At 67.6% G+C, this 15303-nt stretch carries 18 protein-coding genes and 3 pseudogenes; 6 read left to right on the top strand and 15 right to left on the bottom strand.

The window, feature by feature from the left end:
* The 6 genes from ABD844_RS17975 to ABD844_RS17950 form a co-directional block, all read right to left on the bottom strand.
* The coding region (locus ABD844_RS17975; RefSeq protein WP_344878464.1) for a hypothetical protein at positions 1–244 on the bottom strand (244 nt) is incomplete at its 3' end.
* Between the two features lie 538 nt (positions 245–782).
* Positions 783–1136: a DoxX family protein gene (locus tag ABD844_RS17970; RefSeq protein ID WP_344878460.1), complete on the bottom strand. Its 354-nt coding sequence runs from the start codon at positions 1134–1136 to the stop codon at positions 783–785.
* A gap of 93 nt (positions 1137–1229) precedes the next feature.
* Positions 1230–2396, bottom strand: coding sequence for an NAD(P)/FAD-dependent oxidoreductase (locus ABD844_RS17965; RefSeq protein ID WP_344878457.1), 1167 nt, complete (start codon positions 2394–2396; stop codon positions 1230–1232).
* 235 nt (positions 2397–2631) lie between these two features.
* Entirely contained in the window at positions 2632–2865 is a 234-nt protein-coding gene (locus ABD844_RS17960) for a ferredoxin (protein ID WP_344878454.1), read from the bottom strand.
* A gap of 7 nt (positions 2866–2872) precedes the next feature.
* A complete protein-coding gene (locus ABD844_RS17955; protein WP_344878451.1) occupies positions 2873–4096 on the bottom strand; it encodes a cytochrome P450 in 1224 nt (407 codons plus the stop codon).
* A gap of 173 nt (positions 4097–4269) precedes the next feature.
* Positions 4270–5178 carry an RNA polymerase sigma-70 factor gene (locus tag ABD844_RS17950; RefSeq protein ID WP_425568603.1) on the bottom strand — a complete coding sequence of 303 codons (909 nt, stop codon included), beginning with the start codon at positions 5176–5178 and terminating at the stop codon, positions 4270–4272.
* 300 nt (positions 5179–5478) lie between these two features.
* On the opposite strand from ABD844_RS17950, the gene ABD844_RS17945 reads away from it, so the two are divergent.
* Together ABD844_RS17945 and ABD844_RS17940 are read left to right on the top strand one after the other, a co-directional pair.
* Positions 5479–6330 (top strand): SDR family NAD(P)-dependent oxidoreductase, encoded by an 852-nt coding sequence (locus tag ABD844_RS17945; RefSeq protein WP_344878444.1) that lies wholly within the window; start codon positions 5479–5481, stop codon positions 6328–6330.
* A 51-nt stretch (positions 6331–6381) separates the two neighbouring features.
* Positions 6382–7587 carry an NAD(P)/FAD-dependent oxidoreductase gene (locus ABD844_RS17940; protein ID WP_344878442.1) on the top strand — a complete coding sequence of 402 codons (1206 nt, stop codon included), beginning with the start codon at positions 6382–6384 and terminating at the stop codon, positions 7585–7587.
* Between the two features lie 175 nt (positions 7588–7762).
* Here the strand turns inward: ABD844_RS17940 and ABD844_RS53200 are convergent.
* From ABD844_RS53200 to ABD844_RS17930, 3 genes and pseudogenes are all read right to left on the bottom strand, one after another.
* Positions 7763–7945, bottom strand: a pseudogene (locus tag ABD844_RS53200) (HIT family protein); the annotation flags it as partial.
* A gap of 32 nt (positions 7946–7977) precedes the next feature.
* Positions 7978–8271: pseudogene (locus tag ABD844_RS53195) on the bottom strand (hypothetical protein); the annotation flags it as partial.
* Positions 8272–8563: 292 nt separating this feature from the next.
* Complete coding sequence (locus ABD844_RS17930; RefSeq protein ID WP_344878436.1) at positions 8564–9073, bottom strand: winged helix-turn-helix transcriptional regulator; 510 nt, start codon at positions 9071–9073, stop codon at positions 8564–8566.
* Between the two features lie 81 nt (positions 9074–9154).
* On the opposite strand from ABD844_RS17930, the gene ABD844_RS17925 reads away from it, so the two are divergent.
* A complete protein-coding gene (locus ABD844_RS17925; RefSeq protein WP_344878433.1) occupies positions 9155–9589 on the top strand; it encodes a tautomerase family protein in 435 nt (144 codons plus the stop codon).
* Between the two features lie 162 nt (positions 9590–9751).
* Here ABD844_RS17925 and ABD844_RS17920 read toward each other — a convergent pair whose 3' ends face one another.
* Positions 9752–10234, bottom strand: coding sequence for a tyrosine-type recombinase/integrase (locus ABD844_RS17920; RefSeq protein ID WP_344878430.1), 483 nt, complete (start codon positions 10232–10234; stop codon positions 9752–9754).
* Positions 10235–11006: 772 nt separating this feature from the next.
* Here ABD844_RS17920 and ABD844_RS17915 point away from each other — a divergent pair.
* Both ABD844_RS17915 and ABD844_RS17910 read left to right on the top strand, forming a co-directional pair.
* Positions 11007–11510, top strand: coding sequence for a SigE family RNA polymerase sigma factor (locus ABD844_RS17915; protein ID WP_344878427.1), 504 nt, complete (start codon positions 11007–11009; stop codon positions 11508–11510).
* 5 nt (positions 11511–11515) lie between these two features.
* Positions 11516–12568 (top strand): hypothetical protein, encoded by a 1053-nt coding sequence (locus tag ABD844_RS17910; protein ID WP_344878424.1) that lies wholly within the window; start codon positions 11516–11518, stop codon positions 12566–12568.
* Here ABD844_RS17910 and ABD844_RS17905 read toward each other — a convergent pair.
* The 5 genes and pseudogenes from ABD844_RS17905 to ABD844_RS53190 all read right to left on the bottom strand — a co-directional run.
* Complete coding sequence (locus ABD844_RS17905; protein ID WP_344878421.1) at positions 12550–12870, bottom strand: hypothetical protein; 321 nt, start codon at positions 12868–12870, stop codon at positions 12550–12552. The genes ABD844_RS17910 and ABD844_RS17905 overlap by 19 nt on opposite strands.
* 171 nt (positions 12871–13041) lie before the next feature.
* Entirely contained in the window at positions 13042–13335 is a 294-nt protein-coding gene (locus ABD844_RS17900) for a hypothetical protein (RefSeq protein WP_344878418.1), read from the bottom strand.
* 145 nt (positions 13336–13480) lie between these two features.
* Positions 13481–13609: a hypothetical protein gene (locus tag ABD844_RS17895; RefSeq protein WP_344878415.1), complete on the bottom strand. Its 129-nt coding sequence runs from the start codon at positions 13607–13609 to the stop codon at positions 13481–13483.
* A gap of 89 nt (positions 13610–13698) precedes the next feature.
* Positions 13699–14094, bottom strand: coding sequence for a peptidase inhibitor family I36 protein (locus tag ABD844_RS17890; RefSeq protein WP_344878412.1), 396 nt, complete (start codon positions 14092–14094; stop codon positions 13699–13701).
* 258 nt (positions 14095–14352) lie between these two features.
* Positions 14353–14502 (bottom strand): annotated as a pseudogene (locus tag ABD844_RS53190) (IS701 family transposase); the annotation flags it as partial.
* Between the two features lie 330 nt (positions 14503–14832).
* Between ABD844_RS53190 and ABD844_RS17885 the strand changes: the two are divergent.
* A complete protein-coding gene (locus ABD844_RS17885; protein WP_344878409.1) occupies positions 14833–15204 on the top strand; it encodes a peptidase inhibitor family I36 protein in 372 nt (123 codons plus the stop codon).
* Positions 15205–15303: the final 99 nt, after the last annotated feature.

The raw sequence follows: 15303 nt of genomic DNA, 5'->3' as shown, positions 1-15303 counted from the left end.
CCTTGAGGTTCTCGGTCATGGTGCTGCGGGTTTCGGCCAGGGCCGGTCGGGCGTCTTGATCCGATGCCGTGGCAGTGGCAGTGGCAGTGGCCGTGGCGGTGGCGGGGGGAGCGCTGGCGGCCGGGGCACTCGACGTCGGAGCGGTGGTGGCGGGCGGGGGCGCGGCGTCCCTCATCGGCAGCACCCCGCACCCGGCCACGGCAAGCGTGAGTACGGCGGTCAGAGCCAGAGTCCGGCTAGACATGGGGGAGATGGTGTGATGTTCGAAATGACAGAGCTTGGTCATGGTCCTCGACTGCAGTTGATGGGGTCGGTCGCGAACGGACTGAAACTAGCCCAGCAACTTGCTCGCCTCCTCTATCTCGTGTGCCTCGTGCCGCTCGGCGGCAGTCAGCCGTGTCAGCGACTCTAAACGGGTGTCAAAGCGGCTGACGCCGACCTGACACCCGTTCGGCGTTCGCCTCGCTGAGTGCCTCGCACAACGTGGCTCGTGGCGAACGCCATGCCCCTTCTCGACCCATTCGCAATGGATCACCGGTGCAAGCCGCATGACCTGCAGGGATGCCATTATCGGCAGGCACGGAGCCGAGTCGGGAGATGGCGGATGTCCTTGGACGGCTCGCGGTCGTCCCTGGCGAAAGGGGGTCCGTGTGCGGCGTGCGCGCAGATCTCCCGGACCTTCGCCGCGCAGGTATCGTTCGGTTAGAGATGTCGTCATTGGGCATCAGCAGGCCCAACCAGACTGCCCGTACACCACTGTTCCTCAACCCCGGTGCCGGGGATCACGCCCAGTGGTAGGCGAGGTTCACGGCCAGCGCGGCAACAGCGGTGGCGAAGAATCCCGCCCAATTCGCGAGCTTGCGGGAACCCACTCGCAGGTGTGCGAGAAGCGCGCCAAAGAAGTACAGCACGAGGCCGCTCGCAGCGAGTGTCCCCAGCATCGGCACGCGGAACCCGCCCAGCAACCCCAGAGAGCCCGCCGCCAGCATCATGCCCAACACCGGCACCCATGACCGTGGTAGGCGCTTCATGTCCGCCTGCGCCTTGGGGAACTCGTGTCCGATCAGGTAGACCACGGCTGCGCTGCCGTACAGCAGTGAGGCGAAGATGGTGACCGTGACGTAGGCAGCGAACATGAGCTCTCCTTTATGGTTGGTGGTTGCCCCGGTGTCTCATGAGTGCGACGAAACAACAGCCGGAAAGGTCAGGCGACGCCTTCTCATCGAGCGTCAGACCCCTCGCACCGCGGACGCCGGCTGTTCCAGGCGCGGGCCGCCCTTCAGCCACATGGCCGAACCCGGCTCGCTGGCCTCGCGGCGGATCCTCGTCACCGCGAACCTGCAGGTGAACTCCTTGATCGCCGCACCTATGCGGCCTCCCACGTAGGCGTTCATCGCGGTGTCGTCCTTGCGGGCGATCTGCCGTATGGCGATGCGCCGGCCGAGGCTGACACACGCCCCCGAGAAGGCCAGGTCGATCACCGCCGGTTCGGTCCCGGCAATGCGGCTCAGCACGGTGTTGGCGGCTTGCGCCCCGAGCGGCCCGGCGGCGTAGCAGCTCATCCGGAGCGGCTGCCCCGACGGAGCGGCGGCGTCGCCGGCCGCGACGATGCGGTCGTCGTCGATGCTGGTCAGCGTCTCGTCGGTGAGCAGCCGGCCGAGCTCGTCGGTCTGCAGCCCGCTCGCGGCCGCCAACTCCGGCGCACCGAAACCGCCCGCCCAGATGGTCAGCGCGCTCGTACGCGCCGCGCCGTCGGCGAAGCCGAGCGCGTCCGGCCGAACCTCGCTGACCATGGCATCCTCGAGCACCGCGACACCGTGCCGGGACAGCCACCTGGCCACGGCCCGGCGGCCTGACGGGCTGAATGACGGAGCCAGGCTCCGGCCACACACCAGCGTGACCGCGCGTCCTTGCTCGGTCAGCTCGGCGGTCGTCTCGATGCCGGTTAACCCGCCGCCGACCACGGTGATGGGAGCGTCGAGAGGCAGCTCCTCCAGCCTGGTGCGCAGCCGCTGCGCGGACTCGAACTCGGCGATGCCGTACGCGAACTCGGCAGCGCCGGGCACCGACGGCGGTATCGTCGCGGTGCTGCCAACCGCGTAGATCAGGTAGTCGTAGTCCAGCGAGCGGCCGGACGCCAGAAGGACCGTGCGGGCGACGGTGTCGATGACCGCGGCGCTGTCGACGGCCAGCCGGACGCCCTCGCCCAGTAGCGTGCCGTAGTCCACGGTGGCCTGGCCAGTGCCGGCCACGAACTGGTGCAGCCGGACCCGTTCGACGAACTCTGGGCGGGGATTGACCAGGGTGATGTCGACGTCGGCACGCATCCGCAGATGGTTGGCCGCGAGCGCTCCGGCGTAACCGCCACCGATGACGACGACCTTGTTGTTGGACATGGCGAGGTTCCGTTCTCGATCACAGCGGTGTTGTGGGCCTTGGCCTGCGCCGGCGCGGGTGTCCCACCCGTACGGCGACGTAGCCCGGCCGAATGTCAGGCGACGCGCCGACCTGGCATTCCGCGCCGTTGCCTCGTCGTACTGATGAAGGCGGAGACGAGGAAGGAAGTGCGGCACCCAATGAGCCCCCCGGATCCAGGCATGAGCGCGATCATGAGCGAACGGGCTTTGCTGATCAATGTCGCCTACCGGCCCTCGGCTCCTCGGCTCCATGGCCGGGGCCGATGGAGAGGGCTCGGGATGGGCACAGGGTGATGGCTTGGCGTGCGTGTGCGGCGCTCTGGTCGTCGGGGTGATCGGTCAGCAGGGCGACGATGCCGTCGTCGTCTTGGTCGAAGACGGCCGGTGCGGTCAGGACGCATTGGCCGGATCCGACGCAGAGGTCGGTGTCGGCTTTGATTCGTATCATGTCCTGCTCACCAGGTGACCGGGAGTTCGTGAACGCCGTAGATGACGGCGTCGTTCTTGAACGGCAGGTCCTCGGCCGGTGCGGCGAGGCGCAGGGTGGGGATGCGGCGGAACAGGGTGTCGAAGACGATCTGCAGTTCCATCCGGGCCAGGTTCTGGCCGAGGCACTGGTGCGGGCCGAAGCCGAAGGCGAGGTGGTGGCGGGCGCCGCGCTCGACATCCAGTTCGGCCGGGTCCTTGAATGCCGCCGGGTCCCAGTTGGCCGACAGGGTCGAGACGATGACGCCCTCGCCAGCTTTGATGCTCACCCCGCCGATGTTCGCGTCTTCGGTGGCCAGCCGGGTGGTGACCCCGTCGGCGATGGTGAAGTAGCGCAGCAGTTCCTCCACGGCCATGGGCGTCTTGTCCGGTTCGGCTTTGATCAGGGCCAGTTGCTCCGGATGGGTGAGCAGCCCGACCACGCCGAGGGAGATCATGTTCGCTGTGGTCTCGTGTCCGGCGGTCAGCAGCAGGAAGGCCAGGCTCACCTGGCCCGCGTGGTCGAGGGCGCCCTCCTGGCGTTGCCGGGCGATCTGCCGGCCGAGCAGGTCGTCGCCGGGTTCGGACTCTTTGTGGGTGAGCAGGTCGTCGATGTAGGCGCGTAGTTCGGTGATGGCTCGCCGGCGGTCTTCGAGCGAGGTCCGGCTCACCATCATGGTGGTGCGGCTTTGGAAGAAGTCGTGGTCGGTGTAGGGGACGCCGAGCAGTTCGCAGATCACCAGGGAGGGCACCGGCAGGGACAGCGCCTGGACCAAGTCGACCGGCCGCTGGTCGGTGGCGAGCAGGTCGTCGATGAAGTGGTCGACGATGCCCTGGATGCGCGGGCGCAGCGCGGCCAGCCGCTTCACGGTGAACTCGCCGATCACCGGGCGGCGGGCCGCGGAGTGTTCCGCGCCGTCCATGCCGAGCATCAACGGCGGCTGGCTGCGGAGCTGCTGCAGGGTCGCCGCATCGAGGGTGAAGAGTGGGAAGCCGTCTTTGCGCTTGTCGGAGGAGAAGCGGGGGTCGGCGAGGACGGCACGGCCTTCCTCATGCCCGGACACGCACCACGCCTCGCCGCCGCTGGTCAGGCGGACCTTGCTGATCGGCGCCTGCTCGCGCAGCCGTTCGTAGGCGGTGGGCGGGGCGAACGGGCAGCCACGCTCGATTGGCAGTTCTAGGCCGGTGAGTTCGCCGGCCACGCTCTTCGTCATGAAGGACCTCCCAGTACTAGATCGGGCGGAGTTTGTTGTGCCTGTGGCGGCCTCGGGTGGCGTGATCGACACTGTTGGCGCGGGCTTCCCGGTCTGACGGGCCGTCCTGCGCAGGCTGGGCCGCCGTCAGGTCCAGGCCGCTTGGAGGTTGCGGGCTGGCTCGTCGTTGGTGTTCATCGCAGGGTGAGCGGGGTCTCGGAGGCGATGCGGGTCAGCTTCTGCGGGTTGCGGACGTAGTAGAGGCCGGTGATGCGGGCGTCCTCGACCCGGACCGCTATGACGCCGTCGATCTCGCCGTCCACGCGGAGGAGGAGTGCCGGGTTGCCGTTGACCACGGTGGGATCGCTGGTGAGCGCGATTTGGGCCTTGCCGAGGCCGCTGACGATCATGCGGGCCACCTTGCCGGCGCCAATGATCGGCCGCGGCGCGGCCTGCTTGACGCCGCCGCCGTCGCTCATCAGAACGACCTCAGGGGCGAGCACGTCAAGCAGGCCCTGCAGGTCCCTGGTTTCCAACGCGCGCTGGAACGACTCCAGAGCCATCCGGGCCTGGCTTGGGGAGACCACCTCGCGAGGGCGTCGGGCGTCGACGTGCCGGCGGGCCCGGTGCGCGATCTGGCGGACGGTCGCCGGGGTCTTGCCGACGGCGGCCGCGATCTCGTCGTAGCCGACGTCGAAGACCTCGCGCAGCACGAAGACGGCACGCTCGGTCGGCGACAGCGTCTCCAGGACGAGCATGAGCGCCATCGACACACTCTCGGCGAGCTCGACGTCCTCGGCCACGTCCGGCGCGGTGAGCAGCGGCTCGGGCAGCCAGGGGCCGACGTACGCCTCCTTGCGGCGCTTCATGGCGCGCAGCCGGTCCAGCGAGCGTCGGGTGGCGATCCGCACCAGGTAGGCGCGCTGGTCGCGCACCTGGTCCAGGTCGACCTTGACCCAGCGCAGCCAGGTTTCCTGCAGGACGTCCTCGGCGTCGGCCGCCGATCCGAGCATCTCGTAGGCGACGGTGAACAGCAGGTTACGGTGAGCGAGGAATGTCTCGGTCGCCTCGGTGGCGCAGTCCATCCGGCCACCACGGGCCATCGGCTCGGCTGTGCCCGTCTTTGCATCCCTGTGCTCGTTCATACCTGGCTCCTGCCTGTTCACCCGCAACCCCGCCGCCACGCACAAGACGCCGGCCCTCACCGCTGTGTGACACCCCATGCTCAGTGGCGTACATCACAAGACCGCGCCGTCACAAAGTTCGGGGCGTCGGCGCCTCATGGTCTGTCAGGACGCCACGCGAACGATCCGCGCGGCACACAACTCCCCGAGCGATCACCTTGGCCCCGTTGCGTGGTGACCACGGCACAACCGCCACCGTAGAAGGAACGGAAAGACATCATGAGCAAGGTCTGGTTCGTCACCGGTTCGTCTCGCGGCCTGGGCCGCAACTTCGTCGAGGCCGCCCTGTCGCGCGGTGACAAGGTGGCCGCGACCGCCCGGACCACCGCAAGCCTTGACGAGCTGGTCGTCGCCTACGGCAAGGCGGTGCTTCCGCTGGAGCTGGACGTAACCGACAAGGCCGCCGTCTTCGAGAGTGTAAAGCGGGCCAGGGAGCACTACGGCCGTCTCGACATCATCGTGAACAACGCCGGCTACGCCCAGGTCGGCGCGATCGAGGAGCTGACCGAGCAGGACCTGCGCGACCAGTTGGAGACCAACCTGTTCGGCGCGATGTGGGTGATCCAGGCCGCGCTACCCTATCTGCGCGAGCAGGGTGCAGGGCACATCATCCAGTTGTCCTCGGCGGCCGGGCTCATGGCGATGCCGCTCAGCGGCGCCTACAGCGCCTCCAAGTGGGCCCTGGAAGCCCTGAACGAATCCCTCGCCCAAGAGGCCGCCGACTTCGGTGTCAAGGTGACCGTGATCGAGCCCGGCGGCTTCGCCACCCGGTCCGGCAAGAACCCCGATCCCCTCGACAACGGCCACATGTCCGAGCCCAACCCGGTCTACGACGGCCTTCGCCAGCGCATCGCCGCGTTCGCGGGAAAGCAGCCCGCCGGCGACCCTGCCGCCGCGGCCCAGGCACTCCTCAAGATCGTCGACTTCGACAACCCGCCCCTGCGGGTGCTCTTCGGACAGGGCTTCTACCCGATGCTCCAGCAGGTCTACACCGACCGGCTCAAGACCTGGGCCGACTGGCAGGACCTTTCGGCGCAGGCTCACGGCAACCTCGATCAAGAGAATCGGTGACCCAGGGCCGAGTCAACTCACCGGCAGTGAGCGAACCGACAGGAGCAACACATGAAGCACCGCATCGTCGTCCTCGGCGCCGGCTATGCCGGGTCCTACGTGGCCGGGAACCTGGCCCGCCGGCTGTCCCCGGCGGACACCGAGATCACCGTGGTCAACGCTGAGCCGGACTTCGTCGAGCGGCTGCGGCTGCACCAGCTCGCGACCGGCCAGCAGATCGAGGCTCAAAAGCTCGCCGACGTCTTCGCGGGCACGGGGATACGGCTGCGCCTGGCCCGTGTCACCGCCGTCGACCCCCAGCGCCAGGTCGTCGCCGTGGCCCACGCCGACGACGGCGGCGGCGGCGAACTCGGTTACAACACGCTTGTCTACGCGCTCGGCAGCCACGGCGACGACCGCGGCGTCCCCGGCGTGGCCGAGCACGCCTTCGACATCGCCGGCCGGCCCTCGGCGCTGCGCCTGCGCGAGCGCCTGGATCGCCTGGGCAGGCGGGACAAAGGCGGGAGAGTGCTGGTCGTCGGCGACGGGTTGACCGGCATCGAGACCGCTACCGAGATCGCCGAATCCCGGTCAGAACTGTCGGTGGCGCTCATCGCCCGCGACGAGTTGGGCGCCCGGCTCTCCGCCGGAGCCCGCCGCCACCTGCGCCAGGCCTGCGACCGGCTGGGCATCACCGTCCTGGAGCACACCAGCGTCGAAGCCGTCGAAGCGACGCGGGTGCTGTGCGCCGACGGCACTGCCCTGACGTCCGACGCAACCGTGTGGACGGCCGGGTTCGCGGTCAACCCCATCGCCGCAGCCAGCGGGCTGGAGGTCACCGAGAACGGTCAGATCATCGTCGATCGCACCATGCGGTCGGTCTCGCACCCGACCGTCTATGCCGCTGGCGACAGCGCCTACGCCATCGGCGACAACGGCCGGCCGCTGCCGATGTCCTGCGCTTCGGCCGGCTCCACCGGCCGACAGGCCACGGACGCGATCGTGGGGCATCTGACCGGCCGCAAGATCGCGAACACCAAGCTGGACTACCCGGGCAACCACATCAGCCTCGGACGGCGGGACGCGATCCTGCAGCCGGTCGACGACGAAGCGCAAGCAAAGCCGACGTATGTGGGCGGCCGGAAGGCCGCGCACATCAAGACGGGCATCCTCAAGATCTCGCTGTGGGGCATCTCGCACCCGACCTTCGGCCTGCCCAAGCGCAGGCGCCGCCTGGCCACCGCGCCGGGTGCGTCAACCGTTATCTGGGGTGTTTAAGTGAACTGGCTGGTCAGCAGCGTGAAGGTTTGTCAGGCATGTTAGGCAAGTAGGCGGGCTGCCTGTCCGACGATCAGTGATCTCTTCGTAGAGCTGTGCCTGTCAGGTCGCGTCAGTGGCCAGGGCCTCGATGAGCCTGGGGATGGGATCATCGTTCAGCTGGTGCGTGGAGCGTTCAGGGGGGCCAGGTCGAGAAGCCGTCGCCGGGCCAGCATGGGACGACGTGGAAGTGCAGATGAGGCACTGACCGTTGTGATCCGGGGCCGCTGGCGTGCAGGAGGTTCACTCCTCCAGCGCCGAGAGCTGCTCGCATGGCGCCGGCGAGTTCCCGGACGAGCGACATGGTCTCGGCGAGAACGTTCGGGGGCGTGTCAAAGAGATCTGTGTAGTGCTGGACAGCGACCGCTCGGGCATGCGCCGCTCGATCGCCGCGGCCAGCTTCTCGGCGGCCTTCAACGTCTGGCGGTCGCGACGCCGCTTGACGGTGGGCACCCCGTCGTCGCTGATCACCAGGTGAGTGTTGTCCTCATACCCGGCGTCCAGCTCCGCGGCGGCCGCCAGGTGACTGCTGTGCAGGTGCGCGACGAAGCCATCTGCGGTGCGGGGCAGGCCGACCTGCTCGCAAAAGCCTTCCAGCAGCGGCTCACATTGGGCCCAGGCCAGCAGGTTGGCGCTCCAGCCGGCACCCGCCGGCGCCTTTCACCATGGCCACCGCGCGCTCGGCCCCTGATCGGCCTCAGGACTGTCAGGGTCCAGATGCTCCAGCACGGTGCGGTAGGTGCCGATCAGCCTTTCGCTGGCGGCGCGCTGCCCTGCGGATGTTCTCCAGTGCGGCCCGGGCCTGGGCATCGAGCGCGACGGCTCCCTGCGGAACTGACCCAGCATCTCGACGAAGTGTCGGCGCCCACGAATAGCCCGGTGAACGGCATGCTCGTAGTTGCTCTGGCGTGCGAATGCGGCACCGTGATCTCGCTGGTTACAACTCCTCGGGCACGATGCCGCTGCGCCGGGCCAGCACCCTGGTTCCCGGCCCGGAGGCGGCGCCCGGACCTGGCAGCGCCGTCACATTGGCGCTGGTCGCCGGTTTCCCGCACGCCGAGCAGCAGACCTGCGGCGTGAATTCTGCACCACATTCGCGGTGCACCAGGCGCACTGGTGGACCGCCCGCCGGTGTCGCCCATTTGTCGCCCCAGGCCATGAGCGCCATCAGTACCGGCACGAGTTCGCGGCCCGCCTCGGTGAGGTGGTACTCGTGCCGCAGCGGTCGCTCCTGATACGCCCGGCGCTCCACGATGCCGTCGGTGACCAGCGTCTCGAGCCGGCGGGTGAGCAGGTTGCGGGCGATGCCGAGGTTCTCCGCGATCTCGTCGAACCGGCGCAGGCCAAGGTAGATGTCCCGCACGATCAGCGGCGTCCACCACTCGCCCACTCGTTCCAGGGACTGCCCGATCGAGCAGTGCATCTCCGCGAAGCTGGTCCGTTGCATGACCCCAGTGTAGAGGGTTGATTCAATAAACTCACTGCGGTATGTTACTGAACACAGAGAGTTTAATGAAAGGACTGACGGATGCCGTTCGTGGAGTTGTTCGTTCCCAAAGGCTCGCTCGATCAGGAGCGCCACGAGAAGATCGGCGGGCGGCTGGTGTCGGAGGTGATGATCGCCGAGGGCGCCCCGGACAACGAGGCGGCCAGGTCCATCTCATGGCTCGTGGTGAACGAGATCGACGCCTGGTTCGTGGGCGGCCGGCAGCTGCCCGCCGGGGAGAAGCCGAAGTACGTGGTGCGAGTGGGAGTTCCGGCCGGTTCGATGAACGATGATAAACGCCGAGACATCGTGCGGCGCGTCACGCGCGTGCTCGCGGACGCCGACGTGGATCCGGGACGGTTCACCCAGGCCACCGCCGCGTGGGTGCACATCAACGAGATCCCGGAGGGCAACTGGGGAGCGGGCGGGGAGATCGTGCGCATCGAGGACATCGCGGCCATGGTGACCAGCGGTTAGGCCCTCGGCCGGGACCATGCTGCGGATCCGGCTATGGTCCCGCGCACCCCGCGGGATACCTTTGGGTCCCGGCGCCCATTACTACTCCGATGACGAAGCAGGCGGGGGAGAACTCGGTGTAGTGGGGAAGGGGTCCGGGGACCCTACTCGCTGGTAGTAACGCTAAGGACCGAGTCGCAGGTCAGCGGGTGGCTCGGTCGCGGCGGCGATGTCGTCGGCGAGCAGGGTGTAGAGCTGGGTGGTTTCGGTGGAGGCGTGGCTGAGGCGGCGGCGGACGGCTTCGATGGAGACGCCGGCGTTGATGAGTTCGGTGGCGTGGGCGTGCCGGAGCTGGTGGATGTCGATCTCGATCCCGGCGGCGGCACAGTAGGTCTCCCACCGGTGGTGGGCTGCGTCGTAGGACAGTGGTCCGGTGCTGCCGTTGATGCCAGCGCGACACAGCGGGCCGCTGGTGTAGCCCGATCGGGCTAGATACAGCTTGAGCAGGGCGACGTAGCCGCGGTCGTCGAGCAGCACGCTGCGCACGCTGCCGCCTTTGCCGTGGATGCGCACGTGCTCGTCGTCCAGGCGCAGGTCGAGGTCCTCGACATATAGGCCGCAGACTTCGGCGGCGCGGCCGCCGCAGGCGTAGACGGTCTCGAACAAGCACCCGGCCGCGGATCCGGTCCAACGGGAGGTCCTTGCGCGGTCGTCGGCTGCAGATCGCGGCCAGCACCTTGGTGACGTCGGCGACCGTGGCCGGTCGGGGCAGCGCCTTGGGCACCTTGACGGTGTCGATCCGGTCCATCGGGTTGGCGTGTAGGAGGTCGTGGCGGACCGCCCACTTGGAGAAGGAGGCGACGGCCGCGCGCTTGCGCTTGCGGCTGGCCAGCGACAGCTCGGTGATCTCGCCGCCGTGGTGGACGGCGAACTGCAGCAGGTCTCCGCAGTAGGCGCGCCGGGTGTGCGGGGAGGCGTCGGCGTTGGCCAGGTCGGTGAGGAAGTCGTCCAGGTGCCGGGCGAGCGGGCGGGCTGCTCGACGATGACCGGATCCATCCCCGCCGCCCTTCCAGGCCGCCAGATAACCGGCAACGAACTGTCCGTGTCGTCTGGCCCGCGCCCAGACCGCACCCGGTCTGTGATCGCCATCTTGCCAGATAGCGAAGGTTGTCCCGCAACCCGTGCTCGCCCAGACGGGCACGCAACGGGCACGCCGTGGGGTGGCGGCTGCTTCCCTATCAGGACTATTCCGGCGGTGATCCGCGGTTCGCGACTCGGGCGTGAATATGAGCGGTCGTAAGGGACTATTCGCTGCAGGCGCGCCCGGAAGTCCACTGCGGAACTGATGGAACTCCGAGGCGCTGGATCGCGTCGCGGGCAACCTTCTCGCGCCCCGGCGGCGTAGAACGGGTGACTGTCGTTTGAGGGAGGCCTGTGAATGGCGGATCGATCGGAATACGACGCGTTCGTTGCGGCGGCGTGGCAACCATTGCTCCGCACCGCCTACCTGCTGACCAGGGACTGGGCGGTGGCCGAGGACTTGGTGCAGACGGCGCTGATGAAGGCGTGGCTGGCCTGGTCTCGCTTGGGGAACGAACGCGAGGCGTACGTCCGTAAAATCATCGTCAATGTGCACGTTTCGTGGTGGCGGCGGCGATGGAGACAGGTGGAGGTCACGACCGGATCGCCGCCTGACCGGACACAGGCGGCCGACGACATGGGACGGGCTGACGAGCGCGAACTCGTCTGGCAGGCGCTCGGACGGCTGCCCGCCCGGCAGCGAGCTGTGGTGGTGCTGCGGTTCTTCGAGGACATGACTGAGGCCCAGACCGCCGAGACACTCGGGTGCAGCGTAGGGACGGTCAAGAGCCAGACCAGTAAGGCACTGGCCAAGCTGCGGATCGACGACTCGTTCGCGTCCACATTCGTGAGAAGAGGGTAAGCCTTATGCCCATCAACCGGCGAGATCTCCATGACCTTCTGGAGGAGCGCAGCCGTCCCGCGGTCGAGCGCCCGATCCCGTGGGAGTCGCTGCGGACACGGGTGCGTGGCGCCCGGCGCCGCCGTTTCACCGCCGTCACCGCTGTCACCGCCGGCGCCGTCGCAGGCTTCGCGGCTGTGGCAGTCGTGGCGTCGGGGAGCCTGCTGAACCTGCGTGGGCCTGACGAAGACGGCCATATCGCCGCGTCCGTCGCTGGCCAGATCCCGGCTCAGTTCCAGGAGGCGGACGGGACGGTCTACCGCAGGGTCGCCACGGCGACGCTCGACGCCCCCCGCAAGAAGTCGGTGACGTTCGACGTGGAGATGCGCGGCAAGCCTTTGGCCATCCTGGCGGACTGCCCGACGGAGTCGATGTTCATGATGCCGCACGTCACCGTAAAGGTGACGGGCGTATCCAAGGTGTTCACCCTGTCGCCCGCGCCCTCCCTGTCGGCCGGATGCCAGAGCAACAGGCCGGTCGATGTGATGCCGCTCCCGGCCGGGACGCGCCGGGCGACGTTCACCGTCGAAGCACCCAAGGGGTTCGAGAACGTCGCTCCGCACGAGCGCCTGGAGAGATGGCGGTTCGGCGTCTACGAGTGGACGCCTCCCGCCACGATGAAGGCCGCATCGCCACCGGCCGAACCACCCGCGGCTTTCGGGGGACGGCCACCCGAGTTCAACCTGATCACGAAAAAGAGCGACACCTGGCCGGCCGCCCGCGAAGTAACGATCACCGTGCCGAACACGGGCAGGCCGCTGGCCTTCGAGGCGTACTGCGGAGGCGACATCGCCGACCGCCTCAGCACTGAGGTTCGGGTGAACGGCCGCCTGATCAAGGGCCTCCTCGACTGCCCCGCCGCGCCTGCCAACCAAGGGGGCGCGTACACCGACTTGGGCGGGCCGAAGCCGCGCAGCCAGAAGACGGTGACCATCCAGGTCCGGCTGGTGGCGAAGATTCCTGAGTATCGGCAGCGGCCGGGGACGCTGACGGTAGCCGTCTACGAGGGGCCCAGGTGAGCTCGGGCCCGGCCAGGTAGCAGCAGCACGGGCACGACCGCGAGCGACGTGAACGCCGGTGCCCAAACGAAGGTGTGGATGAACGCGGCATCGGCACTGACCGGCTCGCGCTGCAGCGCCGCCAGCAGGAGAGGCACGGTTACCGCCACGTGCCGATGTGCGGCGGATGCTCCCTGCGGGAGATCTGTGACGGCTTCCACCCGCAGTACGTCGAGCGCTGGGGCGGCGATGAGGCCAGGCCCTACCCAGGGCCGCCCATCCACGATCCCACCCATTTCATCCAGCAGCAGAACAAGCTCCACTATCCCTGCACCCCAGGCCCTCAGACCTCCTCAGACGCCGCCGTGGGCCCAAAGCCGCCGCAGCCGCAATCTCTCGCCGGTATCCACCTGACCGTCCGCCCCCTCATGATCCACCTAAACCCCAGTCAGATCACGGACCACAACCCACGCGCCGCGAGTTAACCAGCAGGGTCATGGTGCAAGGTCGACGGCGTGGTCACGGATGACGGTGGTGCCGCGCTGCTGGGCGGCCCGGTACAACTGCTGAAGCATTGTAAGGGCGCCGCTGCCGTCACCTTCGCGGATGAGGAGTCTGGCGATGTTCACCAGCGGCATGAGCGACATGACGGCGATGTCCTGGTTGAGGCTGTCGGCTTCGGTGAAGATCTTGTGTTGGCGCCAGCACAGTTCGGCGGCCAGGTCGGGCATTCCGCTGTCGGAGGCGATGAGCGCGGCGAAGCTGAGGACTCCGCTGGCGCGGGCCACCCGCTGGGGGTGGTCCGCGCCGGGCGTTTCGACGGTCGGCGCGGTGAGTTCCGCAATCGCTTGTCCAGCGGAAGTCCGGGCGCCTTGGGCCGCAGACCAGCGGGATGCGGCGGGCGATCGCGGGGTTCCTCACGCTGCTCCCCTTCTACGGCCAGTCGATGACGAGTCGGCTGTTGGGCTTGTCGATGATGAAGCGCGGGTCGGTGGCCTTCAGCAAGTCGCGGTGGTCGGCTGCGGCCATCCGGAAGCCGGGGGCGGTCGGCCCACGAAGCACACCGGAGTGCCATGCCGGGCGCTGCTACCGTTCTACCGTCCCGCGTGGCAGCAACTTGGACGCCCGGGTGGGGAGGCGTTCGCCGGGCGTCAGGGGCGCGCGTGCCCCATGCAAACCTGGTCCATTTCGAAGGCGCCCAGGTTGGTGCCGCCGTTGTCGCTGCTGAACCCACCGGTCGGCATCGCGCGAGTTGCGCTGTAGCCGCCGGTGTCGTAGCGGTAGGACCAAACCATCGCGTGCACCGGCAGGTTGTTGTCGTACGACATGATCGCGCGGAACCTGTCTGAGACGTCTTGCGGATAGAAACAGGCATTAGTGCTTCTGCTGATGATTCGATTGCCAGTGAAATGGCGGCCGTCGTAAAGGCAGAGCTGGTTCGCCGGGCAAGGGCCGTCGGCGACGGCGGGCGACGCTGTCACCAGCATGCCTCCCACCGCGAAGAGCAGTGCCGAAGCGGCAGCTGTGGTTTTCCTTTTCCACGTCACGGGATTTTCTCCTGTCGTGTTGATCTCATATTTAGGCGCAGTCCGCCTGGCCAAGTTTTTTCAAGCCGCTGGCGTGAACCCGATCCTTTGCATCGGCTCTCCGATTATCCAGGTGAGTTGTTGAAAATCGAGAGTCCCGCAAATGTGGGTATTGACCGTGCCCACGGTCAGGGGCTAGCATGGCAGCCGCCATTCGTTAGTTGAGCTGCGATGATGCGCTCTGTGCCGATGCGATCTTGTGACGGGATTCCAGCACAACTCATCCAGCGCGCCCACGGTCAGACTGCCGGGCCGGGCGGCGGTGTCCAAAGGGGTGACGGCGAAGCGGCGGATGGTGCTCACCGCGCCCGGCGTGTCCCAGGGGGCGCGGTTCAACAGTCGCTGGGTGGCATCGGGGCTGCGGTCGCCCACCCTGTGGGTGCCAAGAACTCGGCCGCCCTATGCGACCTGCGCGTATTCGTGGATCAGCCCGCCGAGGGGGTCATGTCGAATGACCTTGATATCACCCTCGACCGGATCGGGAAGGGCCCGCAACGTTCAGCGAAGCGCGAAAGTCGCCGAGTATGTACACCTCGCCGTCGGCGCGGTCAAGTCCCATTTTGTGGGCTCCCTACTTCTAACACATACCCGGATAATCAGAGCGTCGACGCAGAAGGATCGGGGTCTCGCTGGCGGCTGGAAGGGGTTTGATCGGCGGACTGTGCATACATAAAGGCTAAACACGACAGGAGAAATTCTATGACGTGGAAGAGGAAAGCCGCGGCTGCCGCTTCGGCACTGCTCTTCGCGGCGGGAGGCATGCTGGTGACAGCGTCGCCTGCCGTCGCCGACGGCCCTTGCCCGGCGAACCGGATCTGTATCTGGGACCAGCCCAACTTCAAAGGCAACCGGGTCCTCAGCGGAAGCACCAATTCCTGTTTCCGTTCGCACAGTTTTCCGTTTTCCTCAATTGTGTCGTATGACAACAATCTGTCGGTGGACGCGATCGTCTGGCACTACAACGGGGTTGAGTACAAAGCGGCCCGCACGCTGGTGGCCGGCAAGTTCAGCAGCAACATCGGCGACCCCGACCTGGCCTTCCACTATCGCGACCAGGTGTGCATGGGGTGAGCGGATCCCTTCTGACGCCCGCCGGGCGTCTCGCGACCCGGGCGTCCGCATGCTCTGCTCGCCGTGCCCCGCTTCTACGCAGAGGCACGGCTTCGGGAG

Origin of the sequence: Nonomuraea antimicrobica, from assembly GCF_039536965.1 — a bacterium.
GTDB lineage: Bacteria > Actinomycetota > Actinomycetes > Streptosporangiales > Streptosporangiaceae > Nonomuraea > Nonomuraea antimicrobica.
The sequence above is the reverse complement of the archived record's forward strand: the minus strand, read 5'-3'. Positions and strand labels throughout refer to the sequence as shown.